The organism is Halomonas sp. E19 (assembly GCF_052439355.1).
In the GTDB taxonomy this organism is placed as follows: Bacteria; Pseudomonadota; Gammaproteobacteria; order Pseudomonadales; family Halomonadaceae; genus Halomonas.
Window position 1 is genome coordinate 1046434 of the sequence record NZ_JBNFWU010000001.1, and the last position, 24550, is coordinate 1070983.

23 protein-coding genes, 4 tRNA genes and 5 pseudogenes are annotated in these 24550 nt (G+C 64.6%); 12 read left to right on the forward strand and 20 right to left on the reverse strand.

What is annotated here, in order from left to right:
• The first annotated feature begins 37 nt into the window (after window positions 1-37).
• Window positions 38-1411, forward strand: coding sequence for an MATE family efflux transporter (locus ACUDAL_RS05550; protein ID WP_444677419.1), 1374 nt, complete (start codon window positions 38-40; stop codon window positions 1409-1411).
• Window positions 1412-1472: 61 nt separating this feature from the next.
• Here ACUDAL_RS05550 and ACUDAL_RS05555 read toward each other — a convergent pair whose 3' ends face one another.
• Window positions 1473-1751, reverse strand: a complete 279-nt coding sequence (locus tag ACUDAL_RS05555) for a hypothetical protein (protein WP_444679442.1) — start codon at window positions 1749-1751, stop codon at window positions 1473-1475.
• On the opposite strand from ACUDAL_RS05555, the gene ACUDAL_RS05560 reads away from it, so the two are divergent.
• Window positions 1665-1982, forward strand: a complete 318-nt coding sequence (locus ACUDAL_RS05560) for a hypothetical protein (RefSeq protein WP_444679318.1) — start codon at window positions 1665-1667, stop codon at window positions 1980-1982. The two genes, ACUDAL_RS05555 and ACUDAL_RS05560, sit on opposite strands and share 87 nt — an antisense overlap.
• Before the next feature lie 114 nt (window positions 1983-2096).
• Here the strand turns inward: ACUDAL_RS05560 and ACUDAL_RS05565 are convergent, their stop codons facing one another.
• Entirely contained in the window at window positions 2097-3614 is a 1518-nt protein-coding gene (locus ACUDAL_RS05565) for an NCS2 family permease (protein ID WP_444677420.1), read from the reverse strand.
• 248 nt (window positions 3615-3862) lie between these two features.
• Between ACUDAL_RS05565 and ACUDAL_RS05570 the strand changes: the two genes are divergently transcribed.
• Window positions 3863-4231, forward strand: a complete 369-nt coding sequence (locus tag ACUDAL_RS05570; protein WP_444677421.1) for a cyclic nucleotide-binding domain-containing protein — start codon at window positions 3863-3865, stop codon at window positions 4229-4231.
• Window positions 4156-4659 (forward strand): Crp/Fnr family transcriptional regulator, encoded by a 504-nt coding sequence (locus tag ACUDAL_RS05575; protein WP_444677422.1) that lies wholly within the window; start codon window positions 4156-4158, stop codon window positions 4657-4659. The genes ACUDAL_RS05570 and ACUDAL_RS05575 overlap by 76 nt, the downstream gene beginning before the upstream one ends.
• Before the next feature lie 73 nt (window positions 4660-4732).
• Here the strand turns inward: ACUDAL_RS05575 and ACUDAL_RS05580 are convergent.
• Window positions 4733-5919 (reverse strand): annotated as a pseudogene (locus ACUDAL_RS05580) (amino acid aminotransferase).
• Window positions 5920-6261, reverse strand: a complete 342-nt coding sequence (locus ACUDAL_RS05585; RefSeq protein WP_444677423.1) for a 4a-hydroxytetrahydrobiopterin dehydratase — start codon at window positions 6259-6261, stop codon at window positions 5920-5922.
• A 189-nt stretch (window positions 6262-6450) separates the two neighbouring features.
• On the opposite strand from ACUDAL_RS05585, the gene pyrF reads away from it, so the two are divergent.
• Window positions 6451-7152: an orotidine-5'-phosphate decarboxylase gene (gene pyrF, locus ACUDAL_RS05590; RefSeq protein WP_444677424.1), complete on the forward strand. Its 702-nt coding sequence runs from the start codon at window positions 6451-6453 to the stop codon at window positions 7150-7152.
• A gap of 2 nt (window positions 7153-7154) precedes the next feature.
• Here pyrF and lapB read toward each other — a convergent pair whose 3' ends face one another.
• From lapB to ACUDAL_RS05605, 3 genes are read right to left on the reverse strand one after another with little or no spacing between them, the layout of a single operon-like run.
• Complete coding sequence (lapB, locus tag ACUDAL_RS05595) at window positions 7155-8342, reverse strand: lipopolysaccharide assembly protein LapB (protein ID WP_444677425.1); 1188 nt, start codon at window positions 8340-8342, stop codon at window positions 7155-7157.
• On the reverse strand, window positions 8343-8648 hold the full coding sequence (locus ACUDAL_RS05600) for a LapA family protein (protein ID WP_444677426.1): 306 nt from the start codon (window positions 8646-8648) through the stop codon (window positions 8343-8345).
• Between the two features lie 26 nt (window positions 8649-8674).
• Window positions 8675-9037 carry an integration host factor subunit beta gene (locus ACUDAL_RS05605; RefSeq protein ID WP_444677427.1) on the reverse strand — a complete coding sequence of 121 codons (363 nt, stop codon included), beginning with the start codon at window positions 9035-9037 and terminating at the stop codon, window positions 8675-8677.
• A gap of 136 nt (window positions 9038-9173) precedes the next feature.
• On the opposite strand from ACUDAL_RS05605, the gene ACUDAL_RS05610 reads away from it, so the two are divergent.
• The gene (locus tag ACUDAL_RS05610; protein ID WP_444677428.1) at window positions 9174-9470 is read left to right on the forward strand and encodes an FAD assembly factor SdhE; all 297 of its coding nucleotides are present in this window, start codon (window positions 9174-9176) and stop codon (window positions 9468-9470) included.
• Window positions 9471-9489: 19 nt separating this feature from the next.
• Window positions 9490-9870: a hypothetical protein gene (locus ACUDAL_RS05615; RefSeq protein ID WP_444677429.1), complete on the forward strand. Its 381-nt coding sequence runs from the start codon at window positions 9490-9492 to the stop codon at window positions 9868-9870.
• Between the two features lie 11 nt (window positions 9871-9881).
• On the opposite strand, the gene nadB is transcribed toward ACUDAL_RS05615, so the two are convergent.
• From nadB to ACUDAL_RS05650, 7 genes and pseudogenes are all read right to left on the reverse strand, one after another.
• Window positions 9882-11477 carry an L-aspartate oxidase gene (gene nadB / locus ACUDAL_RS05620; protein ID WP_444677430.1) on the reverse strand — a complete coding sequence of 532 codons (1596 nt, stop codon included), beginning with the start codon at window positions 11475-11477 and terminating at the stop codon, window positions 9882-9884.
• 75 nt (window positions 11478-11552) lie between these two features.
• Window positions 11553-11639, reverse strand: a tRNA-Leu gene (locus ACUDAL_RS05625).
• A 38-nt stretch (window positions 11640-11677) separates the two neighbouring features.
• Window positions 11678-11751, reverse strand: a tRNA-Cys gene (locus tag ACUDAL_RS05630).
• Window positions 11752-11859: 108 nt separating this feature from the next.
• Window positions 11860-11934 (reverse strand) — tRNA-Gly (locus ACUDAL_RS05635).
• A 60-nt stretch (window positions 11935-11994) separates the two neighbouring features.
• A pseudogene (gene pgsA / locus ACUDAL_RS05640) lies at window positions 11995-12542 on the reverse strand (CDP-diacylglycerol--glycerol-3-phosphate 3-phosphatidyltransferase).
• Window positions 12543-12610: 68 nt separating this feature from the next.
• A complete protein-coding gene (uvrC, locus tag ACUDAL_RS05645) occupies window positions 12611-14425 on the reverse strand; it encodes an excinuclease ABC subunit UvrC (RefSeq protein WP_444677431.1) in 1815 nt (604 codons plus the stop codon).
• A 49-nt stretch (window positions 14426-14474) separates the two neighbouring features.
• Window positions 14475-15122, reverse strand: coding sequence for a response regulator (locus tag ACUDAL_RS05650; RefSeq protein ID WP_444677432.1), 648 nt, complete (start codon window positions 15120-15122; stop codon window positions 14475-14477).
• Window positions 15123-15379: 257 nt separating this feature from the next.
• On the opposite strand from ACUDAL_RS05650, the gene ACUDAL_RS05655 reads away from it, so the two are divergent.
• The 3 genes from ACUDAL_RS05655 to ACUDAL_RS05665 all read left to right on the forward strand — a co-directional run bounded on the left by ACUDAL_RS05655 (window position 15380) and on the right by ACUDAL_RS05665 (window position 18350).
• A tRNA-Ala gene (locus ACUDAL_RS05655) sits at window positions 15380-15455 on the forward strand.
• A gap of 205 nt (window positions 15456-15660) precedes the next feature.
• The gene (locus ACUDAL_RS05660; protein WP_444679319.1) at window positions 15661-16512 is read left to right on the forward strand and encodes an SDR family oxidoreductase; all 852 of its coding nucleotides are present in this window, start codon (window positions 15661-15663) and stop codon (window positions 16510-16512) included.
• A 233-nt stretch (window positions 16513-16745) separates the two neighbouring features.
• Window positions 16746-18350: an amidase gene (locus ACUDAL_RS05665; RefSeq protein ID WP_444677433.1), complete on the forward strand. Its 1605-nt coding sequence runs from the start codon at window positions 16746-16748 to the stop codon at window positions 18348-18350.
• Window positions 18351-18421: 71 nt separating this feature from the next.
• Here ACUDAL_RS05665 and ACUDAL_RS05670 read toward each other — a convergent pair whose 3' ends face one another.
• The 3 genes and pseudogenes from ACUDAL_RS05670 to ACUDAL_RS05680 form a co-directional block, all read right to left on the reverse strand.
• Window positions 18422-19048 carry an EAL domain-containing protein gene (locus ACUDAL_RS05670; protein ID WP_444677434.1) on the reverse strand — a complete coding sequence of 209 codons (627 nt, stop codon included), beginning with the start codon at window positions 19046-19048 and terminating at the stop codon, window positions 18422-18424.
• A 44-nt stretch (window positions 19049-19092) separates the two neighbouring features.
• Window positions 19093-19607 (reverse strand): annotated as a pseudogene (locus ACUDAL_RS05675) (GGDEF domain-containing protein); the annotation flags it as partial.
• A pseudogene (locus ACUDAL_RS05680) lies at window positions 19583-20011 on the reverse strand (PAS domain-containing protein); the annotation flags it as partial. The pseudogenes ACUDAL_RS05675 and ACUDAL_RS05680, both read right to left, overlap by 25 nt.
• 227 nt (window positions 20012-20238) lie before the next feature.
• Between ACUDAL_RS05680 and ACUDAL_RS05685 the strand changes: the two are divergent.
• Complete coding sequence (locus ACUDAL_RS05685) at window positions 20239-22215, forward strand: sensor domain-containing diguanylate cyclase (RefSeq protein ID WP_444677435.1); 1977 nt, start codon at window positions 20239-20241, stop codon at window positions 22213-22215.
• A 157-nt stretch (window positions 22216-22372) separates the two neighbouring features.
• On the opposite strand, the gene ACUDAL_RS05690 is transcribed toward ACUDAL_RS05685, so the two are convergent.
• The 3 genes from ACUDAL_RS05690 to flgA form a co-directional block, all read right to left on the reverse strand.
• A complete protein-coding gene (locus ACUDAL_RS05690) occupies window positions 22373-22822 on the reverse strand; it encodes a flagella synthesis protein FlgN (protein WP_444677436.1) in 450 nt (149 codons plus the stop codon).
• Window positions 22819-23100: a flagellar biosynthesis anti-sigma factor FlgM gene (gene flgM, locus ACUDAL_RS05695; RefSeq protein WP_444677437.1), complete on the reverse strand. Its 282-nt coding sequence runs from the start codon at window positions 23098-23100 to the stop codon at window positions 22819-22821. The genes ACUDAL_RS05690 and flgM overlap by 4 nt, the downstream gene beginning before the upstream one ends.
• Before the next feature lie 134 nt (window positions 23101-23234).
• The gene (gene flgA / locus ACUDAL_RS05700; protein ID WP_444677438.1) at window positions 23235-23951 is read right to left on the reverse strand and encodes a flagellar basal body P-ring formation chaperone FlgA; all 717 of its coding nucleotides are present in this window, start codon (window positions 23949-23951) and stop codon (window positions 23235-23237) included.
• Between the two features lie 178 nt (window positions 23952-24129).
• Here flgA and flgB point away from each other — a divergent pair.
• Window positions 24130-24545, forward strand: a pseudogene (gene flgB / locus ACUDAL_RS05705) (flagellar basal body rod protein FlgB).
• Window positions 24546-24550 lie beyond the last annotated feature (5 nt).

A 24550-nucleotide genomic window follows, 5' to 3' on the forward strand; every position in this document is an offset into this window, starting at 1 on the left:
ATACCATTATCGTTCCTTTTCCTTTCAGGTCTTGCGAGTGACATCGACAGGCTCTTCACCCTCCCTCGGCGTAACGCTGTGGCGCCAGACCTGGCCGATGGCCATCGGCGTATTGGCGCTGCTGGGCTTCCAGCTGGTCGACAGCGCGTTCATCGCCCGTCTGGGTACGGCGCCGCTGGCAGCACTGACTTTCACCTTTCCGCTGACCTTTCTGATCATTGGCGTTCAGGTCGGGCTCGGTATCGCCATTGCTGCGCTTATCTCGCGGGCCCTGGGCGCCGGCGAGACCGAGCGTGCCCGCCGGCTCGGCACGCTGGTGCTGATGGCGGGAACGCTGGGAATCGCGCTGCTGGCGCTGGGGCTCTGGTTCTGGCAGATGCCGATTTTCCAGCGACTTGGCGCGGATGACTCGGCCCGTGAGCTGATCCGTGGTTACTGGGCGCCCCAGCTGCTGTCGGCATGGCTGGGCGCGGTGCTTTATTTCATCTACAGCCTGTTTCGTGCGCATGGCGATACGCGCCTGCCAGGCAAGATGATGGTCATCACCAGCCTGCTGAACCTGCTGCTCGATCCGCTGCTGATCTTTGGCTTCGGCCCCTTGCCGGGGCTGGGGTTGCCAGGCGCTGCCTGGGCCACGGCTATCGCCTTCTTCGGCGGACTGCTGCTGGTGGGGCGGCGTCTGGCGGGCACGCGCTGGCTGGCCCGCCAGGGGCTTGCCTCAGAGGTGCGTCAGTCGGCGCGCCCCTTCCTGGCCATTGCCGCCCCAGCCATGATGGGCCAGCTCATGCCGCCGCTGGCGGCCATGCTGGCGGTATCGATCGTCGCCGGCCTGGGTGAGAGTTCAGTGGCGGCCTGGGGCCTGGCAAGCCGGCTGGAAACGCTATCGCTAATGGTGGTACTGGCGATGACGATGTCCCTGCCGCCGTGGCTCGGCCGCTGCTACGGCGCCGGCGACTGGCAGCAGATCGACAGGCTGCTGCGCCTGGCACTGAGGGTAGTACTGGTCTGGCAGCTGGGGCTTGGCCTGGTCCTGGCGGCGCTGGCACCTTGGGTGGCGCTGCTGCTCTCGGGCAATCCAGAAGTGCGCCATGAGCTGGCCACGCTGATCCGCTTCATGCTGCCCAGCTATGCCTTGCTCGGGGTCTGCATGCTCACAGTGTCCGCTGGCAACGCGCTGGGCTGGCCGCTGCGCTCCATGCTGCTTTCCGCCGCCAGGCTGTTCGTCTTCTATCTGCCTGCACTCTGGCTCGGCACCCAGTGGGGCGGACTCCTCGGGTTGGCGCTGGGTGCCGCACTGGGCAATGGGCTGGCCGGTGTGGTGGCCTGGCGCATGCTGCGGGGCAGGATAAAGAGGGAGTATGACGCCCGGCAGGGCGGTGTGGCGCCGGCCCAGCGCACGCGGGCAGGCTGAACCCGGCAGCGATTGCGAACCCCTGGCGTATTCTGCTGTCAGGGTAGGAACGTGATGGCGCCTATTGGCGCCATACATGTACGTCGAAACGAATGGAGAACGTAATGACGGTAATGAAGTTCTTGATAGCGGCACTGGCTTCCTGGGCATCGTCACGGGTGCCGTAGCTCAGCAGATGCAGGCTCCACCTCAGGGTGATCAGGTCGGGCAACTGGCCGAGCTGCTCGACCTGGATGAGAATCAGCAGCAGGAGATCCGCGAGCTCATGGGGGATGCCGAGGCTCGCATCGCACCGCTCGAGCAGGAGGCACAGGCTCTGCAGGTCCGGCTCGGCAGCCATGTGGAGCCCAACTATGACGAGGCGGCCATTCGCGATGATGCCTCTCGCCTGGGTGCCTTGACCGGCGAGATCACGGCCGAAACGGTGCTGCTGCAGGCCAAGGTGGAAGCGGTCTTCACTGAAGAGCAGCGCCAGCAGCTCGACGCGCAGATCGCCGAGCAGCAGCGCCAGATGCAGCAGATGCAAGACCAGATGCAGCAGCAGCAGGGCGGCGGCCAGCCGATCCAGTAAGCTCCCCCGCTGGCCAGTCGATGCGCTGGCCGATGGTTTTGGTGCCCCAGGGCCAAGGCCAAAAACAAGTGGCCCTGCCTATTGGCAGGGCCACTTGTTTTCCGACGGCTGCGTTCAGTCGCCCGGGGGTGGGCTGTACGCTTTCTGCGGCGCGCCCAGCTTCTGCTGCTGCCAGGCAAAGTAGAGGAACAGCGCACCCATCACCAGGTAGCCAAGGGTGAAGTCCCAGGCGGCATTGAACGACAGTCTGGGCGCGTGCATCAGGCCGATGAAGGAAAACAGGGCGGCTATGCCGGCGAAGGCGGCGGCCCGGCGGAACTGGTGGTCGATCACCGAGACCGTCATGGCGCCAAGCAGAATCGCCATGAACATGGCGCCTTGGCCGAGCGGAACGATACCGGCCGAGATGCCCTGCACCGTCTCGCCTGCCGCGTTGTTGAAACGCGTCATCACGTAATTGGCGAAGTAGGGCAGCATGGCCAGCGCTACGGCGGGATAGTAGCGGGTGTCGTTGCTCTGGAAGGCGGTCGCTACCATCGACATGCCTACGAATACCAGGATCGGCGCCACGACCGAGACGGGGATGATGGCCGCCAGCGCAGCGATCAGGCCGAACATGGTGGCCAGGGCATATACCGCACCATTGAGCAGGCTGTAGCCGCGCCCGGCGCCCATCCACTTGGCGCCGACCGTGGCGATGTATACCGTGGTGGGGAAGACGCCGCCGAACAGGGCGCCGATCATGGTACCTGCGCCATCTACGGCCTGGCATTCTCGCACGTCGTACTTGTCGCCGGCGGCTTCCATGGCCTCCACGTTGTTCATGGTCTCGATGGCGTTGTAGAGCGTGATCGGCAGCACCACGGTCAGGATGGCGAGCATGCCGGTGAACAGCAGTCCCAGTCCCTCGAACCAGGCCATATTGGGCAGCAGTGGGTAGAAGCCCAGGTGGCGGAAGGCGTCGCTGAAGCGCTCGCTCCCTGCGTCGCCGATCAGGTAGGCCATGGCGGTGCCGATGACGATGGCAAACAGTGAAGTGGGCAGGCGGAACGGCATCGCTACGCGGGCGACGAGACCGACGATGATGATGGCCAGGACCAGCAGGCCGATCACCGGCATCTCGAGCGTCTTGAACAGCATCTCGCCGGCGATGAAGGTCAGTGCCACGCCGGCGACGGCGCCCAGCATGGCGGCCCGCGGCAGGTGATACTGCACCCAGCGCCCGATCAGGCTGATGGCGGCTTCGATCGCGCCGCTGATGAAGCAGGCGGCAACAGCGATCTTCCAGGCCAGCTCGGCGTCACCGGTCAGCTGCTTGGCCGGCAGCAGCACGCCAAACAGGAAGACGAACATGACCGGCGTGGAAATGCCGTACGACAGTGCCGTGACATCAGCTCGGTTCTCCTTGCGCGCGAGGCGGGCCGCGCTCCAGGCGTAATAAAAGTTACCGACCATGACGGCGATCGCCGCGCCGGGGAGCACCTGGCCAAAGACGATGGCGGGGGAGAAGCCCATGCCGAGCATGGTGATGGCAATGATGACGAAGTTGGCAATGTTGTTCTGGAACAGCGCAAAAAAGGCGTCAGTGTCCTCCTTCTTGTACCAAGGATAGTGCACAGGGGAAGCCGCCATGGTTAGCCTCGTGTATTGTTGGGTTGTATACAAGACAGTATCATTTTTGGTCACGCTGCTGGAACGCTCAGCTGTCGCGTCTTCGCCTGGCGAGGCTACCACAGATTCGTTCCGCTAGGCGGCGACCGCTGCCATTCCGCTTGGGCTATTCCGTTTAGCTAGGCCATCTACGCTGTTCCATTTGGGCTGGGACTCGAACCCGTCTTGGCGCATGCTATGCATGAGAGCCACGCAAAGGAGTGCCACCCATGGAACACGATGAAAGCTGCATCGTCCGCCATTTCGGCTATTATGCGACCCTGGCGGACAGGGAAAAGGCGCTGCTGAGAGAGCTGGAGAGCCAGCCGGTATCGGTGAAGGCAGGCACCGTGCTGTGGGAGGATCGCGACGAAGCCAGCGATTTCTGTACCCTCCAGCGGGGCTGGGCCTACGCCTTCCGTCATCTTGAGAACGGAGCGCGCCAGGTCATCGAGGTCTACCTCCCCGGTGATATCATCGGGCTGAGGGAATTTGCCTTCTCACAGCGCCTGGCGGGGTCCGGATGGCTGAGGATGGGGTCGCCTGCTTCTTTCCCCATCAGAACCTACTGTCGATCTTCGAAAACTCCTTCACTTTAACCTCGATCCTGTTCGCCATCGCCAGCCGCCAGCAGGTGCTGCTCACCGAGCGCCTGGTGAACCTGGCGCGGCGCAGTGCGCGCCAGAAGCTGGCGCATTTCCTGCTCGAGGTCTGCCAGCGGCTACAGCAGACGGAGGCCACGGGAGAGCAGTGCTTTCACCTTCCGCTGTCCCAGGAACTGCTTGCCGACCTGCTCGGGCTGAGTCCGGTGCATGTGAGCCGTACCTTTTCCGCCCTGAGCGAGGAGGGCCTGCTCTACCGTGACCGTCATCAGGTCACGATTCCCGACGCCAAGGCGCTCAAGGAGGAAGCGGACTTCGATGATCGTTACCTGATCGGCAGCATGCGACCCCTGCTTCAGGGCTATGACCCGCGCCACCAGAATGGCCAGTGCGAAAGCGCACGGCTGCTGGATGAATCGCGCTGAGGTAGCAAGTGCGCTGAAAGAATAAAACGACACCCGGGCTGCCCCGGGTGTCGTTGAGGGTACGCGAAAAGACTCAGTTGACCGCGGCGATGGCCTTGGCCAGGTAGGGCAGATTCTCATGCGAGAAACCGGCTACGTTGGCACGCCCCGAGCGAACCATGTAGATGCCGAATTCGTCACGCAGCCGATCGACCTGCTGCGGCTCGAGCCCGGTGTAAGAGAACATGCCACGCTGCTCGGCCACGCAGGCGTACTTCGCATCCAGCCCGTAGGGCTTCAGTGCGGCGACGAAGTCCCGGCGCAGGGTATTGATGCGGTCGCGCATCTCGGTGAGCTCCTCGCGCCAGATTGCGGCAAGCTCGGCCGAGTGCAGGATCTCGCTGACGATGGCGCCACCGTGGGCCGGCGGGTTGGAGTAGTTCTCACGTGCCACGATGGCCACCTGGGAGCGTACATTTTCCATCTGCTCCTGGTTCTTCGCCACCATAATGAGGCAGCCGGTGCGCTCGCAGTAGATGCCGAAGTTCTTGGAGCAGGAGCTGGTGATGATGACTTCATCGAGATTCTTGGCCATCAGGCGCACGCCGTAGGCGTCCTCTTCGAGGCCTTCGCCAAAGCCCTGGTAGGCGAAGTCGATTAGCGGGAGCAGGTTGCGCTCGCGCACCACCTCGAGGATCTGCTGCCACTGATCGCGATCCAGATCGAAGCCGGTGGGATTGTGGCAGCAGGCGTGCAGCACGATCACGTCGCCGGCCGGGATCTGCTGCACTGCGGCCAGCATGCCGCTGAAGTCGAGGCGGTTCTCGGCGTCGACATAGGGGTACTTGTTCAGCTTGATACCGGCCGCGGTGAAGATGCCGTGGTGGTTCGGCCAGGTGGGGTCGCTGACCCAGATTCCTTGCCGGGCAGCTGCGCGCTGATGAAGTCTGCGGCCAGGCGCAGGGCACCGGTGCCGCCCGGCGCCTGAGTGGCGCTGGCACGCTTCGCCTCGAGCACGGCAGAACCCTGGCCCAGCACCATTGGCAGCACGACCTCGGCATAGCGCGGGTCGCCATGTGAGCCGATGTAGGTCTTGGTGGTTTCATTCTTGAGCAGCAGGGCCTCGGCTTCCTTCACGGCGCGCATCACCGGCGTGTTGCCCTGGGCATCCTTGTAGACACCGACGCCGAGATCGACCTTCTGGGGGTTGGTGTCCTTCTTGAAGGCCTCGATCAGGCCGAGGATGGCATCCCCGGGCACCCGCTCAATATGTTCGAACATTTATTTCGCTACCTCGTCGTCGGTTCTAGCGGCAAGAATGAAATCGTTTCGGTGCAAGCCATTGATCTTGTGCGTCCACCACCTGACGGTGACCTTTCCCCATTCCGTCAGCAGTGCGGGGTGATGCCCGGCGGCCTCGGCCACCTCGCCAACGCGATTGGTGAACGCCAAGGCCTGCTTGAAGTCGGGAAAGGCAAACACTCGCTCAAGCTGCATGATGCCATCGCGCTCCACGATCTGCCACTCGGGAACTTCCGGTTTGAACAACCGAATTTCGGCTGGCGTGACGGTGGGTGAGCCGCGGCGGCAGGCCTCGCAGGGCTGGCGTGACAGTCGGGTCATGACGAACTTCCTCACGGGATAAGACACCCGCCGGCGTCGGGTTCAAGGCGTGTGTTGTCGCCGGTATTGCCTCCATGCCAGCAGATCGGTCGCCGTTTGCCAAGCGCGTTGTGCCGCTGGCCAGCATCGGCGGGGTGCGTTCGGCTGATATACTCCCACCACCCCAATCCAATGCCTTCGGAGCTCAACGTGTCCACTGATTCGCCGCTGATCATCGCCCTGGATCATCCCTCGCTCGATGCCGCCCTGTGTCTCGCCGACAGGCTGGATCCCAGTCGATGCCGCGTGAAGGTGGGCAAGGAGCTGTTCACCCGTAGCGGGCCTGACGTCATCGAAGCGCTGCATGGCCGTGGGTTCGAGATCTTTCTCGACCTGAAATTCCACGACATCCCTAATACGGTGGCCGGTGCCGTGCAGGCGGCGGCGGAGCAGGGCGTGTGGATGGTCAATGTGCATGCCGGCGGTGGTAGGCGGATGATGGAAGCGGCTCGCGAACGGCTTGAACGCCATGGGCTAGCCACACAGCTGATCGCGGTAACGGTGCTCACCAGCATGGAAGCTGAGGACCTGGCCGAGGTCGGTATTGCGGCTTCCCCGGCGAGCCACGTCGAGCGGCTTGCGCTGCTGGCGCGCGACAGCGGTATGCACGGAGTCGTCTGCTCGGCGCAGGAGGCGTCCCGGCTGGCCGAGCTGTGCGGCGAAAGCTTTCTCAAGGTGACGCCGGGAATTCGGCCCCGCGATGCCGAGCAGGGCGACCAGCGCCGGGTCATGACGCCGAGCGCCGCCATGGCCGCCGGCAGCACCCATCTCGTCGTGGGGCGCCCGGTGACCCAGGCGCAAGATCCAATGGCGGCGTTAACTGCGATCGAGCAGGAGCTTCAGCAGGGCTGAGGCTATTCGCCCTCGATGCCGGTGATCGGACGGGTCGTGCCCCAGCTGCGACAGCGCGGGCACTGCCAATGCAACGGCTGCCCCGAATGGCCGCAGCGCTGGCAGCGGTGGCGGGGGCGCGCCTCCAGCAGTGTATGGGTGTGCTGCTTGAGCAGCTGCAGGCGGTCATCCGTAGTGCCGTGCTCCTGCTGCTGGTGTTGGTAAAGGTCGAGTAGATAGTCCAGGGCGCCGAGGCTCGGCGCCCGATTGAGCTGGGCGCTGACCAGCGTCATGGCTGCCTGCACGCTTTCTCGCTTACGGCGGATTTCTGCCAGCCTGATGATCAGGCTGGTGATATGGGCGCGCTCCAGCAGCGCTTCCAGCGCATCCACCAGCCCCGCTTCGTCGTCGAGCATCAGAAAGGCGTGCTGCAGCGGCTCGAGCACGAGCGGCATGAAGTCGAGGTCCTGGTCGGGAATGCGCATCAGCAGGCGGATGGCTTCGCGATACTGGCCGGTGTCCTGGGCCAGGGCGGCCAACAGCAGATTGGCACGCACGCAGCGCGGGTCGATCGACAGCGCTTGGCGCAAGTGCTTGCGCGCCAGGCCGGGGCTTGCCGAATGCCGCTCCTGGTCGGCCAGCTCGCAAAGCCAGTGTGCCGCCGAGCGGCGAATGTCCTCGTGCTGTCGGATCAGGGCGGGGTTGGCCACCTCGAAGGCGTGCTGCCACTCCCCTTCACGGTCGTAAAGGTCAGCCAACAGGCGCTTGGCCGCCAGGCGGGTATCGTCGCTGCCGGTTTCGCGCACCACCTGCTGCAGCAGCCGTTCGGCCCGGTCGAACAGACCGAGGTGAAGGAAGTCGCGGGAGAGTTCGAGCTGGACCTGGTCGCTTTGCGCCGCGGTCAGCGTGGGGCGGGCGAGCAGGTTCTGGTGGATCTTCACGGCCCGATCCGCCTCACCCCGGGCGCGGAACAGGTTGCCCAGGGTGATATGCGTATCGATGGTTTCGCTGTTGACTTCAAGCGCGCCGACAAAGGTTTCGATGGCCCGGTCCGGCTGCTCGTTGAGGAGATAGTTCAAGCCGACGAAGTAATCCCGCGACAGCGAGGCCGATGGCGCGGGATCCTCATGCCGCCGTCGCTCGCGACGGCCTAGCCACCAGCCGATGGCGACGGCAGCCACCAATAGGGCCAGCAGCAGGGCATCGGGCATTTAAGGCAGTTCCTTCAGCTCCTGGACACGCAGGCGATCGAGCTCCTTGCGCTGCTGTCGGTTCAGGCGCTGTTCGCGGGAAAGCAGGGTACGCAACCTCAGCCATACGCCTGTCATCGCCAGCATGCCTAGCAGCACACCGCACACCAGGGCGGCAAGCAGCCACACCGATAGCGAGACCGCAGGGAGTTCCAGCCAGATGAGGTTGAGCGGTACCGTCTGCTGGTTGTTGACGGCGAAGAGAATGCCGACCAGCAGCACCGCCAGCAGGATGATGGCCAGGATCAGGCCTTTGAGCCAACGCATGTGGATATCCCTTGTGATTGGAAAGGTTAGTAGCCGAGGGCGCGGCTGGCATTGACCTGCTCGCGGAGTTCCTTGCCGGGCTTGAAGTGTGGCACGAACTTGCCCTCCAGAGCGACCGGTTCGCCGGTCTTGGGGTTACGGCCGACCCGCGGCTCGCGATAGTGCAGCGAGAAGCTGCCAAAGCCGCGGATCTCGACGCGTCCGCCCTCGGCAAGCGTGTCGGTGATATCATCAAGGATCAGGCGCACGGCAGATTCGACTTCCTTGATCGAAAGCTCCGGCTGTCGCATGGCGATCTGTTCGATCAATTCAGATTTGGTCATCGGCTTTCTCCAGACGATTCCTGGTCCGGAAGGACCTGGGCGGCATTCTTGTTCTTGTTTCAGCATACTGCGCAAATCGAGATAAAACAACGCACTACGACCATGGTCATGGAAACGGATGCAAAGGGCCGCGTGGCGCTGCCCCAGGCTGGGTGGCTTCGGTATACTGCTGGCTTCATTTCCTATCGAATCGAGGTCGACGTTGAGCGAAGCGACTAACACCGATGCCGCAGCCCAGCGCAAGCGGCTCTACTGGCACTCTCGCCGCGGCATGTGGGAGCTGGACCTGCTGCTGATCCCCTTTCTCGAGCACTGCTACGATCAGCTGGATGAACAGGACCAGGCGGCCTATCGCGCCCTGATCGAAGGCGAAGACCAGGATCTGTTTGCCTGGCTGATGCGGCGCGAGACGCCGCCGAACCCGGACTTCCACCGTATCGTGCAGCTGATCCAGGCGCATGCCGAGAATGCCGCTAACGATAGCCGTCGTCCCGTCTAGGCTGGCCTGGGGCTGTCAGGTGCTGCTGGCGCTGAGCGTGGTGGCAGCCCTGCTGCGCTTCGCCAGCCCCTGGCTGGTGGCGCTGGGTGGGGTGTGGCTGCTGTGGTTGGGCTGGCACCTTAACCGTAATGCAAGGGCAGGGGAGCTCGCAGCGCTACCGGGCGACAACGATTCCTTGGTCTGGCGTTGGCGAGAGGGTGGGGCGGGCAGAAGGCCTGGGCGTGAGCTCGAGCCTCCTGGGGATGATCCAGCGTGGCGCGATGTCACGCTTCGCTGTCGCTACCTCGGCGCCTATCTGCTGGCGCTGCAGATCGACGGGCGCACCCTGTGGCTGTGGCCCGACAGTGCTCCGCCCGATGCGCTGCGCCGCCTGCGTAGGTACCTGTTGGCGCAGCGCTGATGGGCCCAGGCTTAGCCGTGTTCGGTCAGGGCGCTGGCGTGGAGCCGGCTAGGCAGTGCCGGATCGTTTCCCGGGGTCTCGGCGTGGTGGGGGCAGCCGGGGTTGTAGTGCAGCCCACGCGACTCCCTGCGCGACTGTGCTGCCAGCACGGTGAGTCGAGCCAGCCGCAGCGAATGCCACAGCCCCGCGGCGGAAGCCTGCAGGCTGCCTGGCTCCACGGCTTGGCTGACTTCATCGCTCAGTTGTGCGAGTTCAGCGGCCGCGGCATTCAGGCCGCTGTCGCTGCGCACGATGGCCACGCGGCGGCTCATGATGTCGCGCATCGCCAGCCGCCAGGCCTGGACTTGCGCTTCATCGACCCGCTGGCCGCCCGGCTGCCAGGGGCCAATCGGGAGCGTGCTCGGGGCCTGGCGCTCGGCCAGCCGGGCTGCGCAGCTGCGCGCAAACACCAGGCACTCCAGCAGTGAATTGCTGGCCATGCGATTAGCGCCATGCAGTCCGGTGCAGGCGGTCTCGCCGATGGCAAACAGGTGCGGCACACTTGAGGCGCCATCGAGATCGACGGCCACGCCGCCGCAGCTGTAGTGGGCCGCGGGCACTACCGGAATCGGCTGGCGGGTAATGTCCAGGCCTCTGCTGAGGCAGTGCGCATGAATGGTCGGAAAGTGATGGCGAATGGCCGCTTCGCCTAGATGACGTACGTCCAGCCATACATGGGGCGCTCCGGTGCGCTGCATTTCCGCGTCGATGGCGCGGGCGACGATGTCTCGGGGAGCAAGTTCGCCGCGAGGGTCGCGTTCGAGCATGAAGCGCACCCCATCGGTGCTGAACAGCTGGCCGCCTTCCCCACGTACCGCCTCGCTGATCAGAAACGGCGAGTCGTCCGGGTCGTAGAGGCACGTGGGATGAAACTGCTGGAATTCCAGGTTCATCAGTTCGGCGCCGAGCTCGGCGGCCATCATCATGCCCTCGCCGCCGGCCGGGTTCGGGCTGGTGGTGTGGCGATAGAGGCCGCTGGCGCCGCCTGTGGCCAGTACCGTGTCCGCAGCCAGCAGTTCTACCGGATGGCCCGACGAGTTGACGCAGCGTGCGCCGCGGCAATGTCCTGCGCTGTCGGCGATCAGCGAGACGGCGGTCAGATCCGTGAGCTGTTGTATTGCCGGATGCGCCGCTACATGCTGCATCAATGTGTCGATCACGGCGCGCCCGGTGGCATCGGCGGCATGTATGATGCGCCTGGCGCCATGGCCCCCTTCACGGGTCAGGTGATAGGGGTAGTCGGAGCCGGCGTCGCTGTCGCGGGTAAAGGGCACGCCAAGCGAGAGCAACCATTCGATGGCGGCGGGCCCCTGCTCCACGGTGAAGCGCACGGCGCGCTCATCGCACAGGCCGTCGCCCGCCACGAGGGTATCCTGCACGTGGGCGTCGAAATGATCCTTGGGAGAGAGCACGGCCGCTATGCCGCCCTGCGCCCAGCGGCTGGCTGCCTGGCTGTCATCGGCGGGGAAGACAAGGGTGACTCTGCGGGTAGTGGCTGCATGCAGGGCAAGCGTCAGCCCCGCGACACCACTGCCGATAACCAGTACGTCGTGTTCGCTACGGGACATGCGCGTTCTCGCTGCAGCACGTTATTCAACCGCGAATTTGCAGGAAAGAATGCCAGGGCAGGATAGCGGAGCGTCTGGTGCCCGGAGCCGGGCTCGAACCGGCACGGTGTTGCCACCGAGAGATTTTAAGTCTCTTGCGTCTACCAATTTCGCCATCCGGGCGGCAAGGTTTCGAGCAGGCAGCTGAAGGAAAAAATGAATGGAGGCTGGAGTCGGAATCGAACCGGCGTACACGGAGTTGCAGTCCGCTGCATAACCACTCTGCCATCCAGCCTCATGGAGTCTTGATCAGAATCGAGAGTCATTTCGCCGATGCTCGGCTGATGCCTGTCTCGTTCTGTTTTCGATGATGGTTGAGCAAAACACGCTCTTCATCATGAAATGGAGCGGGAAAGGAGATTCGAACTCCCGACCCTCGCCTTGGCAAGGCGATGCTCTACCACTGAGCTATTCCCGCTCGACTCGAGAGCGAAGTATACGGATAAATGGGTGTGTGTCAATCACTTGATGAGCGCAACTACATGGCACGGCTGAGGTGCGGCCAGGCGGCCCGCAGGTAGAGGGCCATCGACCAAAGCGTCAGAATTGCCGCCACGTGGAGCGTGACAACGCCGACCTGGGCGAGCGGCGTGCCCGGGAAGAAGGCAAGCAGCAGCAGCAGGGCAAGCATCTGCAGGGTGGTCTTGACCTTGCCCAGCCAGGATACTGCCACGCTGCCCCGCTTGCCCATTTCAGCCATCCATTCGCGCAGAGCGGAAATCACGATCTCGCGGCCGATGATCACCAGGGCGGGAAGCGTCAGCCACATGCTGTCGTAACGCTCGATCAGCAGCGCCAGGGCAACTGCCACCATCAGCTTGTCGGCAACCGGATCGAGAAAGGCACCGAAGGGGTGGCCTGGTTCCAGCGGCGGGCAAGATAGCCGTCCAGCCAGTCGGTGATGGAGGCAAGGGCGAAAAGGCCGGCGGCAAGCGGCATGCTCCAGGCATAGGGCAGGTAGAAGAACATCACCAGCAGCGGGATAAAGGCGATTCTTGCCAGCGTCAGGATGTTGGGGATGTTCATGAAAAAGATGTTCCTTGCCTGAGGTCTGGGTTGCCGGGAGTCCATCATTCTATCCGTAGCCGCTGCCATCATCCATGCAGGGCTTGATGAATCGTCTCGGCCAGGGTGGCGCTGATGCCGGGCACCCGGGCCAGCTCTTCCTGGCTGGCCTGCTTGACGCCCTGCAACCCGCCGAAGAAACGCAGCAGTTCCCGGCGCCGCTTGGGGCCAATACCGGCAATGCCTTCCAGTGCCGAGCTGCGGCGCGTCTTGTCGCGCCGCTGGCGATGGCCGGTGATGGCGAAGCGGTGCGCTTCGTCACGCACATGCTGGATCAGGTGCAGCGCCGGTGAGCTCGGCGTCAGGTTCAGGTTCTGGTCCACGGTTTCCAGGAACAGCGTTTCCAGGCCGGCCTTGCGCGTGGTGCCCTTGGCCACGCCTAGCAGCGTGACGTGGCGAAGGCCAAGCTCGCCAAGCACCTCCCGGGCGAGGTTGAGCTGGCCTTTGCCGCCATCCACCAGCAGCAGGTCGGGGGCAACCCCTTCGCCTTCGGTAAGCCGGCGAAAGCGGCGCATCAGGGCCTGCTGCATGGCACCGTAGTCATCCCCGGCCGCTACCCCTTCGATATTGAAGCGGCGGTAATCCGACTTGCGCGGCCCCTGGCGGTCGAAGACGACGCAGGACGCCACGGTGGCCTCGCCGTGGCTATGGCTGATGTCGAAGCACTCCAGCCGCTGGGGCGGCTGCTGCAGGCCCAGGGCGTCGCGAAGGGCGTCGAAGCGGCGGTCGAGCTCGGACTGGCTGGCAAGCCGGCTGGCCAGCTGCTGCTGCGCATTGGTAATGGCCAGTTCCAGCCATTGGCTGCGATGACCGCGCACCTTGTGCGCCAGCCGTACACGCCGCTGGGCGCGTTCAGCCAGCGCGCTCTCTACAATGCCGGCGTCGGGAAGGGGCAGGTTGGTGATCACTTCGCGGGGGATCTCACGCCCCTGGCCGAGGTAGAACTGGCTGACGAATTCGCCGAGCACTTCGTCAGCGGCAAGATCCAGGCCATTTTCCGGCGTGTGATGACGCGCCCCAAGCAGCCGTCCCTGGCGGATCGAGAGTACCGAGATACATAGTGCGCCCTCACGGTCGGCCAGGGCGAAGGCGTCGGCATCGCCGTGCTCGGTATCGACGAATTGGCGCTGCTGTAGCTGGCGCAGGTGCTGGATCTGGTCGCGCAGCCGCGCCGCCTCTTCGAAGGCCAGGCTGCGGCTGGCGCTTTCCATGGCCTCGGTTAGCTCCGCGGTGACCTGTTCACTGCGGCCTTCCAGGCACATCACTGCATGGTCCAGGTCGCGGCGGTAGTCGCCTTCGTCGATGAGCCCAACGCAAGGAGCGCTGCAGCGGTCGATCTGATGCTGGAGGCAGGGGCGTGAGCGGTGCGCGAACACGCTGTCCTCGCAGTTGCGGATGCGAAAGATCTTCTGCATCAGCGACAAGCTTTCGCGCACGGCGCTGCTGCTGGGATAGGGGCCCAGGTAGCGGCCGTCGTCGTGGCGCCGGCGGGCTCGCTTGTACTCCAGCGCTGGGTAGGGGTGGCGATCGCTGACGAAAATGAAAGGGTAGGACTTGTCGTCGCGCAGCAGGATGTTGTACGGCGGGCGCAGTTCCTTGATCAGCGTTTGCTCGAGCAGCAGCGCTTCGATCTCGCTGCGTGTCACCGTGACCTGGATGTCGGCAATGCGGCCCACCATGGCCTGTGTCTTGGTATTCAGATGGCCGCGGAAATAGCTAGCCAGGCGGGCCTTTAGCCGCCGTGCCTTGCCTACGTAGAGCGTGTTGCCCTGGGCATCGACCATACGGTAGACGCCCGGTGACTGGGTGAGGTGGGCCAGGAACGGCTGTGAATCGAAGGTCATCGCAAGCTGATGGTGGTGCGTGTCGCCCCAGCTTACCAGAAGGCGGCGCTCATTGCGGTGCCTGGAAGCCTTCGACCAGGCCGTGCTTCAGCCCTAGGTGAGTGAGTTCGACATCGGTCTGCACGCCGAGCTTCTCGAAAATGCGATAGCGATAGGTATTGACGGTCTTGGGGCTCAGGAACAGCCGGTCGGAGATCTCGGCAACGCGCTGGCAGTTGACGATCATCATGGCCACCTGAAGCTCACGCTGGGAGAGCTGGTCGAAGGGATTCTCATCCGACTCGAAGCGCGCCAGCACCAGGCGCTGGGCGATGTCCGGGCTGATGTAGCGATGGCCGGCGAACACGCTGCGGATGGCCTCGACCATGGCAGGGACCTGGGTATCCTTGCTGATGAAGCCGCAGGCGCCGGCTTCCAGCAGGCGCTGGGCAAAGTTGTCTTCCATGAAGCCCGTCAGGGCGAGGACGCGAACATCGGGATGGTTGCGCATGATTTTGCGTGTGGCTTCTAGCCCGCCGATCCCCGGCATGCGCAGATCCATGACGACGACGTCTGGCTCGAGCTTGCGGCATAGGGTGATGGCTTCTTCGCCGCTGGCGGCTTCGCCGACTACCGCAATGTCTTCTTCGCTGGCCAGCAGGTGGGCCAGGCTGGTGCGCACCAGATGATGATCATCGACAACGAGAACCTTGATCAAGCTGACGCTCCTCGTCAGGTAAAAAAACTGGGGACAGAAGACGTCGTAACGCAGGCGGCATGCCGGCACAAGCGTGGGCGCCAGGCTGCTGGGACGTTGGCCGCTGCACACGTCGGCAAGATTGCCATACTCTTCTCGTAAGGGAAATTAACCTAGCGTCTATTCGCCAGTTCTATCGTTTCGGCACAATTTAACTTGACGACGCCCCGGTGCGTGAGTATGATCTGCGTCGTTCTCGCCGGGTGCGGGAACGCTGTGGGGCCTTAGCTCAGCTGGGAGAGCGCAACACTGGCAGTGTTGAGGTCAGCGGTTCGATCCCGCTAGGCTCCACCAATGAATCTCATGAAAAAGCCGCCTGGCCCAGTCAGGCGGCTTTTTCGTGTTTGCCTCCTCCCCGTTGCCGATTGCCAGCCGGCCGGTCTCGGTGTGACCTGGCGAAGGTGTCGTCTACCCTGAAGCAGCCAGTTCGCCAATCAGGAGGCAAGGAAATGCCGAATCTGCATAATGCGGTAGTCGTGATCACCGGTGCCTCGAGCGGATCGGTCGCGCCAGCGCCTATGAATTCGCCCGCCATGGCGCCGCGCTATTTCTCTCGGGACGAGACCGTCAGGCCTTGCATGAGGTGGCTGAACGCTGCCATCGCCTAGGCGGGCAGGCGCGCATTGCGGTGGCCGACGTGACGGACCCCGAGGCGATGTCGCGTCTGGCCGATGGTGCAGTCGAGACGGCGGGGCGAATCGATGTGTGGGTCAACAATGCCGGCATTGGTGCGCTGGGCGTGTTCGACGAAATGCCGCTCGAGGTGCACGAGCAGGTCATTCAGACCGACCTGCTGGGCTGCCTGCGCGGAGCCCATGCTGTGCTGCCGCACTTCAAGCGGCAGGGCCGCGGCATCCTGATCAACAATATCTCTCTCGGCGCCTTCGCTCCGCAGCCCTATGCCGCTGCTTACAGCGCCGCCAAGTTCGGTCTGCGTGCCCTGGCCGAGAGCCTCCGTGGTGAGCTGCACGCCTGGCCGCATATCCATGTCTGCAATGCCTACCCCTCGGTGATGGATACCCCGGGGTTTCGCGATGGCGGCAACTATACCGGCAAGGCCATTACGCCGGTGCCGCCGGTCTACGACCCGCGGCGTGCGGCAAAGGCAATCGTCGGGCTGGCGCAACGTCCGCGGGCCAGTGCCTTCGTCGGCTTGCCCGCCTTGCTGGCCTGTCTGTCGCCGCTGGTGCCGGGCTACAGCACCCTGAACGGCTGGCTGGTCAGCCGGGCGCTGGAGCGTGCTGGCCCCATGCCGACCTCCTCCGGCAATCTCTTTTCTCCTCCCAGCGGCGAGCGGCGTATCGAAGGGGGTATCGCAACCGCCGCGCGCGGCGTCGGGCCGCCATGGTAGGTGCCCTGGCGGGTGGCGTGCTGGCGGGGCTATGGTTGTCCGGCAGGGGACGCAGCTCCAGGCGCTAGGTCCGGTGCCGGGCGCCTTTCGGGTGCAGGCCTTGGCGAGGCTCGTGCCTGCGCCTATCTTTTTTATCAGAAGCGTTATCCATCGGTAGCGTTATTTCATCGGTAGCGTTAATTCAACGATGGCGTTGGTTTCTTGGTAGCCTTGACGCGAGAAAGGAGACTCTTGTGAGCGACACGGATCTGGGCAACATGGATGCGGGCCAGCTCAAGGCATTGTATGAAGCGGGGCGTGCCTCGCCGCGTGAAGCGACAAGGGCGGCGCTGGAGCGCATCGAGCGCTTCAACGGGGCGGTCAATGCCTACGTGTTTGTCGATCATGAGGGGGCCGAGGCGGCGGCAGCGGCGTCCGAGCGGCGCTGGCAACAAGGCAGGCCGCTGAGCGAGATCGACGGGATACCGGTCTCGCTGAAGGACTTGACCGAAGCGGCGGGCATGCCCGCCAGCAAGGGGTCACTGACCCGCTCTAGCGAGCCGTGCCGCCATGACGCCCCTCCGGCACGCATGCTGCGTGAGGCGGGTGCGGTCTTCCTTGGCAAGACCAACACGCCGGAGTTTGGCTGGAAGGCCATTACCGACAATCAGGTCTTCGGCGCCACCGCCAACCCGTGGGATACCCGTCTCACGCCGGGAGGTTCTTCCGGCGGGGCGGCGGTGGCCGCTGCGCTGAACATGGGGGTGTTGCACCAAGGCGGCGATTCAGGCGGATCGATCCGCATTCCAGCGGCATTCACGGGCACCTTCGGCTTCAAGCCGACCTTCGGCTGGGTGCCCGAGTGGCCGCGTTCAAAGGCAGCTACGCTCTCCCACCTGGGGCCCTTGACGCGCACGGTGCCGGATGCGGCGCGCATGCTCAACGTAATGGGCCGCTACGATTACCGCGATCCCTACGCGCTGCGCGGCCAGCCCGACGACTGGGGGCAGGACCTGGAGCGCGGCCTTGACGGCCTGACGATTGCCTTCGCCCCGACGCTTGGGCGAGGCGTGGTCGACCCCGAGATCGCCCATGGCGTCGAACAGGCCGCTCGGCACCTAGCGTCGCTTGGCGCGGTGGTCGAAGAGGTCGAGCTCGATCTCGGCTCGCCCATCGAGGTCTTCAACACTATCTGGTTCACCGCATCGCTGGCCGTCTATCGTGAGCATGACGAACGCGACCGGCAGCGCCTGGACCCGGGAATGGTGGCGGATGCCATGCGCGCCGAGCGGATGAGCGCGCTCGACATGTTCTATGCCATCGAGGCGCGTGCCAGGCTGACCGAGCGGCTTGAGCACTTCAACCAGCGTTACCATCTGGTCATGACGCCTTCGGTGGCGGTGCCTCCGTTCCCGCTCCATCACGATGTGCCGCCAGGCAGCGGCATGCGTGACTGGGAGGAGTGGTCGCCGTTCTCCTATCCGTTCAATCTCAGCCAGCAGCCGGCTGCCTCGGTGCCCTGTGGTTTCACCCGAGCCGGGCTGCCGATCGGCTTTCAGCTGGCCGGTGGCAAGCATGACGACGTGCGTGTACTCAGGGCGGCACATGCCTACCTGGGTGCTTATCCGCCGCGCTTTCCTGAAACTCCTCGGGTACCGGCCCAGCTCGCCGCCTGGCCGGAATGGGCTGGGGCCTTATGGCGAGGTGGCAGGGTGCCCTTCAAGCCACGTTGCCAGCGCCTCGGCAGGCAGCGGCGGGCAAAGGTGGAGCCCCAGCGCCTTGCGGATACCGAGTTGACTTATCAGAGCGAGGGCTGGTTCATCGTCTATGCCCGTCAGTACCGGTTCGATGTGCAGTGACTCGAGAAGCCGGCATAGGCCTTCCAGCAGGCTGCGGTCGGTTTCGCCATTCGCCCTCAGTGCACTCGGGATCATGGCCTTGCGCACCGGCAGGCGCGCCAGCCAGGCCAGTTCCAAGGACCTTGACCCATCTCGTCCACGACGATGCCGATGCCGAGCCGTTCCAGCCGCTTGAACAAATGCAGCGAGGCGTGAAGGTTCTCACCCAAAGAGCGGGCAGGCAGCTTCAGCATCAGCCAGTCGAAGGGTTCTGCCGTCAGGTCGCGCAGGAACTGGTCCAGCGGCCGGTGATCGAACGGCTCATTGGTCAGGTGCGAGCCGCACAGGGGAATGGTTACCGGCAGGTCCGCCAGGGCAGAACCGGCCTGGCGCCATGCGCTGCGGCGATCGAGTGTGGCCTGGATTGCCCAGCGCTTGAGGCGAGTGCCAAGCCCGAGGCGGGTGATGGTGTCCATCTGCTCCATGGGCGGGCCGGGCCAGCGCTGGGGGTCACGCCAGGCCAGCACCGCCTCGAGCCCGGTGCACTTGCCGCTGGCCATGTCCAGCTCGGGCTGGAAGCGCAGTGTGACATGCTGCTCCGGCAGCAGCAGCGCTTCGCGCAGCTGGTTTTCCAGGCGATAGTTCGCCTCGAGCTGGGACGTGAGGTGATGATCGACGAAGGCCAGGCGTCCCGGCCCCTGGTGACGGGCGCTGTACATGGCGCTGCGGGCCGCATCGATGAGCGCTTCCCCTCCTGCGCATCATAGGGGTAGAGGGCGATACCGATCGATACGGTCAACAGCAGGTAGCGATCTTCACTGACAAAGGGAGGCTCCAAGGCCTCTTGCAGGCGTTCGGCCACGATCTGAGCGGTTTCGGCCGTGCCCTCTTTCTCCAGCAGAACGACAAACTGGTCGCTGGCCAGCCGGGCCAGGGTGTCCTTGCTGCGCAGCGTTTTTGCATGCGCTGGGCCAGCTCGCCCAGCGCCTTGTCGCCAGCTGCATAGCCATGGGTCTGGTTGATTGCCTTGAAGTCGTCAATGTCGATGAACAGCAGCGCCAACGCGCAGTCTGAGCGTTCCGCCTGAGCCAGACCATGGTTGAGCCGGTCGCGCAGCAGCAGCCAGTTGGGTAGGCCGGTGGTCGGGTCGATGTGAACCCAGTGGCGCTCACGGAACAGGGGCCGCTGTCCGATGCCAGGGTCACGAAGGTGCGCAGGAAGAGCCCCGTCGACCCGCTGACGGGCAGGCTGTCGACGGTCATCAGGACGGGCAGCGATTCGCCACTTTCACGCCGGCACAGCATTTCCTGCTGCCATGAACCGGTCGGGGCGGTCTCCTCGCCGGGTTGAGCCGATGAACGCAGCAAGGCGAAGAAACGCGACACGGCCCAGCCGGTGGTTTCACCGCGAGAACAGCCCGCCAGGCGGTCGAAGGCCTCGTTGGCCAGCACGATGGTTCCGCTTGCGTCGGTGATGGCCATGCCGATCTGGCTGTGCTCGAAGGCATTCAGCACCAGCCGTGCCGGATGCAGGGCCAGGTCGCGGAGCTCGTTGCCCGGGGGCGTCTGCCTTGGTGCGTCATGGGCTGGGTAATCTTTCCTATGGCCGAGGAGGCCGCGTCTCACTGCCGCGGACGTGGTTGAGGTGAATATCGACCTGCAATGCATGGACTTTAGCGCCATTTCGCTAATGCCAGCGGCTTTTCTTGCGTGTTGGCAGCCGGCTCGCGCGCTCCTCCTTGAGACGTTTCGTGGCAGCTCAAGTTCTTTACACCATGGCCGATATTGCGAGAACACGCCTCTCTTGTCTGGCAGCGGCGCTGCAGTGGCAAGAAGCTAGCCGGGTCGCCCCGGCAAGATTTGCTCTGGCCTGGATGATTGAGGGGAATTCGTTGCATCTTTCGGCTCGCATGGCACTGTTCTCGCGCGCACTGTTTTCGCTGCAAGGGCGGCTTCTGGCTGGCCTGGCCATGACCTGGCTGGTCATTGTCAGCATGCTCTTGATGCTGTCGTGGAGCTTCGGAAAGGGGCTGGTCGATGAGGTGAACCTCGCTCACCTGCGCTATGAGTCGAGCTTGATCGCCGATGACCTGACGGCACAGCTCAACCGGCGTTTTAGTACCCTGCAGCGCCTGGAAAGGCACCTGCGCAATGCTGATGCGGGCCAAGCGGCCGGAGCGCTAGAGGACGGGCACTTGCTGCTCGAGTGGTTCGATGGGCTGATGGTGACGGACGCACAGGGCAGCATAGTGGCCGACTGGCCGGTCGTGCCAGAACGGGTCGGCTTGGATGTCGCGGAGACGGAGTACTTCCGCCTGGTCAGCCGCTCGCCGTGGCCCTATGTCAGTGAGCCCTTCGTTGGCCGGGCCTCTGGCGATTCCCTGGTGCTGATGCTGGTGCCGCGCTGGACCGACGAAGGCCGGTTTGCCGGCGTGGTGGGCGGCATGCTCAACCTCAGCCAGGGTGGGCTGTTTCGTCGGCTGGAGGAGATTCGTCTGGGCGAGAACGGCCATGTCACGGTATGGACGGCCTCCGGCCGTCAGCTCTTTCAACCGCGCCGTCTGCGTCAGTCAGGCGTGCCGCCGGGTCAGTCGGATTCGCTGGCGTTGGCCCTGGACGGCTGGCAGGGTGAAGCCTTCTCGTTGCTTCCCGATGGGGAGCCGGCGCTGGTGGCCTATCGCCAGATCTGGCCGGCCAACTGGGTGGTGAAGGTATCGCTGCCCCAGAGCCAGGTCCATGCCCCGCTGGCGGACTACCTGCGCAAGCTGTGGTGGGCTTGGCTGGCGCTGGCCCTCTTGCTGCTGGTGACTATGCGTTGGCTGGTCACTCGGCTGCTGCGGCCGTTGCGGAGGCTGGAACGTCAGATCGCGCAGGTGGGCGCAGGCGAGCGCCACTATCTGGAACTCTTCACCAACATGCATGAGCTGCGCCAGGTCGCCAGCAGCTTCAACCGGCTGGAGCACGAGCGTTTGGCAGCCCTGGAGCATCTTCGCGACCGCCAGGCCTTCCTGGATGCCGTGCTGGGGTCGACCCCGCTGGGCATGTTCGTGGCGGACCTGCAGGGGCGGTTGAATTACCTGAACCCGGCGCTGCTGGAGCTGCTGGGGCTCGATGCGCTCCGCAGCACCAACGACTGGTGGGGGCGCATTCATCCGCTGGATCAGGAAGGCACCCGCGACCTGTGGAGCCATTCCCTGAATACCGGCAGCGACTTCATTCGCCAGCTGCGCTACCAGCATCCCGGCGGCGACACCCTGTGGCTCGAAGTGCATGCCAGCCAGGTGCGTGGCAACGACCAGCCGCTGGGCTTCGTGGGTATGGTCAAGGATATTACCGAACGTCGGCAGCAGGAGGCGCTGCAGCGCTGGGAGGCGGAGCACGACCCGCTTACCGGGTTGCTCAACCGGCGTGGCTTCGAGCGTCGCCTGGAAGAGGCGCTGGCGGAATATGCCAAGACCGGTACCCCCTCGGTGCTCATTCTGTTCGATCTTGACCACTTCAAACCCATCAACGACAAGGGCGGGCATGCGCTGGGCGACGAGATGCTGCGTCGCGTGGCGCAGGTGGTGGCCTGGGAGGTGCGGCGCAGCGACCATGTGGCTCGCCAGGGCGGCGACGAATTTGCCGTGCTGCTGCCGAGCTGCACCCTTCAGCAGGCAAGGGAGATCGCCGAATCCCTGCGTCGTGCGGTATCGGAGGTGACGGTGTCGCATGAAGGCGAGACCTATCACATCTCGCTTAGCATGGGCGTCACGGCCATGCAGGAGGGTGATCAGGCCATCGAAACGGTGCTGGCACGAGCCGATGAAGCGTGCTACCTGGCCAAGGCCAGTGGGCGCAATGCGGTATGCCTGGCGGAGCCCGAGTCCAGCCGTTGCGACCAGTAGGTTAGTCAGGAAGCAAGGTGAAAGGGCGCGGCGGGTGCCGTGATATACGCTGCGGCAAGCCAGCGTGCGGGTCTCCGTGGCCACTGCAGGTGGCCACCGGGCATGAGGCAGAAAAGAAAAGGGGCGGGGGAAAGGGAAATGGAAAAGGGAGAAAGAATCAGACCTGCGCGTTGAGGCGTCCCGGCTGCGCCGCGACGCGGCCGCTGGCGCCGTAGAGGGTCTTCTCGGCGGCCTGATGGATGAAGCCCAGCAGCCGGGTGTTCTGCTCCATGCGCAGCCCGACCAAGGCGCCGTTGCGCTCGTTCAATCGCTGTGCTTTCCGGGTCAGTTCCAGCGTGGCCTCCCAGGCGTCCTGACAGCCGGCATCCGCGGCGGCCTGGCGCGCACCCTGGGCATCCTCGGCGTAGCCCAGGCGGCGCTGCACGCTAAGGCGCAGGGCTTCGCAAGATTCCAGCTCGCTCAAGTAGTGCTGCTTGCGTTCGGCAAGCTCGCCCAGCACCTGGCCGTTGAGTTCGGCCTGCACCAGCTGTTCACGCTCGCGCTCCAGCAGCTCGATGATCCGCGTGAGACGCCGGCGTTGATCCTGCAGCAGCCGCGCCAGGCTCATGGCTTACCTTGCTCGTCCAGCAGCGACTGGATCAGGCCGTCGGCAATCCGCTCGGCGCGAATGTCGAGGCGGCCTTCCCGAATGGCTTCGCGGATCTCTTCCACCCGGTTCATGTCGATGTCGCGGGAGGCATCGGCCGCCGTCTGGCGCAGGTGCGTCTTGGCCGCAGGGCCGGCATCCTGCTGCGAGGCGGGTGTTGCTCCCTTGACTGGCTGGGCGTCGTCGCGCTGGGTCGACGGCAGCGGGCGCGTTAAGGGGTTCTGGTTATTGATCTTCACAATAGGGGCCTCATGAGCGGGCTTTCTCCTACTATCGGCAGTGCCAGACGGAACTTTAGGCAGTGCGGTGCCAAAGCGTCGGGCACCCTGCCGGTCAGGGCTCTCGGCGTGTCGCCAGGGTGCCTCAGGCCGGTTCAGAAGTCCACGGCGAGCAGACCTTGGCCGATCACCCGCGCCGTGACCATTTCGCGCGAATCGAAGCGCACGCGTACGCGATCGCCCATCCCGCCCGGTTCAAGCGCCTGCCCCTCACGGGCGATCCGAAAACCGCTGCCGTGGGCCTCCACCACCACCCTTTGGTTGCGCTCCACCAGGGGCAGGGCACGCAGGTGATGTGCCTGCAGGGTTTGGCCGGCACCTAGCGGGCGTGTCAGCACCTGGCCGACGATCTCTGCGGAGTCCAGCAGCGTGCGGCTGGGCAGCGCGGCGAGATTGCCCCGGCGGCTTTCGAGATGGTGGGGCTGCACGCTATCGCCGGCAGCGAGCGATGTCGCCAGCACCGGGTAGTCGCCGATCACGCCCACTTCCGCTTGCAGGTAGCGCACCTGGCGCCCGTCGCTGCCGCAGCGCACGCCGACTGACACGCGCCCAAGCGCAGGTTCGCCTTCGCGGGTCAGGAACGGCTGGGGAAATTCGCAGGCGGGCATGACCGCCGAGGTGGGGCGCACCTCGATGATGATTTCCTCCCCCAGCGGTTTCGCCTGCTGATGAAGGAAGCGCTGCACGACGTCGAGCAGGGCGGCGTCGTCTGCCAGCGCGCCGGCCGGGGGCAGGCAGGCGAAAAGGGCCAGGGCCAGCAGGGCGGCAGCCGGGCGGCGGGCAGCAACAGGGCGTGGGCGGCGGCGCAGCATATCGACCGGCTCGTGTAGGGATGTAGAGGCATTCTAGCCCTGGCGCCAAGGGTGAAATAGGTGAAATGGATGAGGAAACGCGGGCTGTTCTTGCCATTGAGGTGACACCGCCCTGGCTATTCTCCAACCTCAACAAGTTCCGCATGTTCTAAACCAGGTACGCAACGGGAGTGCCGGCATGATCGACCAGCTCGAAGCCGCCTTTAATTACCATCAGCAGGCGCTTGGCCTGCGCCAAGAGCGGCACAAGGTGCTGGCCAGCAACATCGCCAACGCCGATACGCCGAACTACAAGGCGCGCGACTTCGACTTTGCCAGCGAGCTCAAGAAGGCGGTGGAGCACGGGGGCGCTCCTCCGGGGGCGGCCTGGCCCTGGCGCGCACTGCCGATCGTCACCTTGCCGGGCAGGCCTTTTCGGCGCCGGGGCGTGACCTGCTCTATCGGGTTCCCGCCCAGCCCAGCCTCGATGGCAATACCGTCGACATGGATCGCGAGCGCACCGCCTTCGCCGACAATGCCGTGCGCTACCAGGCCGCGCTGACCATCATCAACAGCCGCATCCAGGGGCTGAAGAACGCCATGCAGTCCGAGTAAGCCGC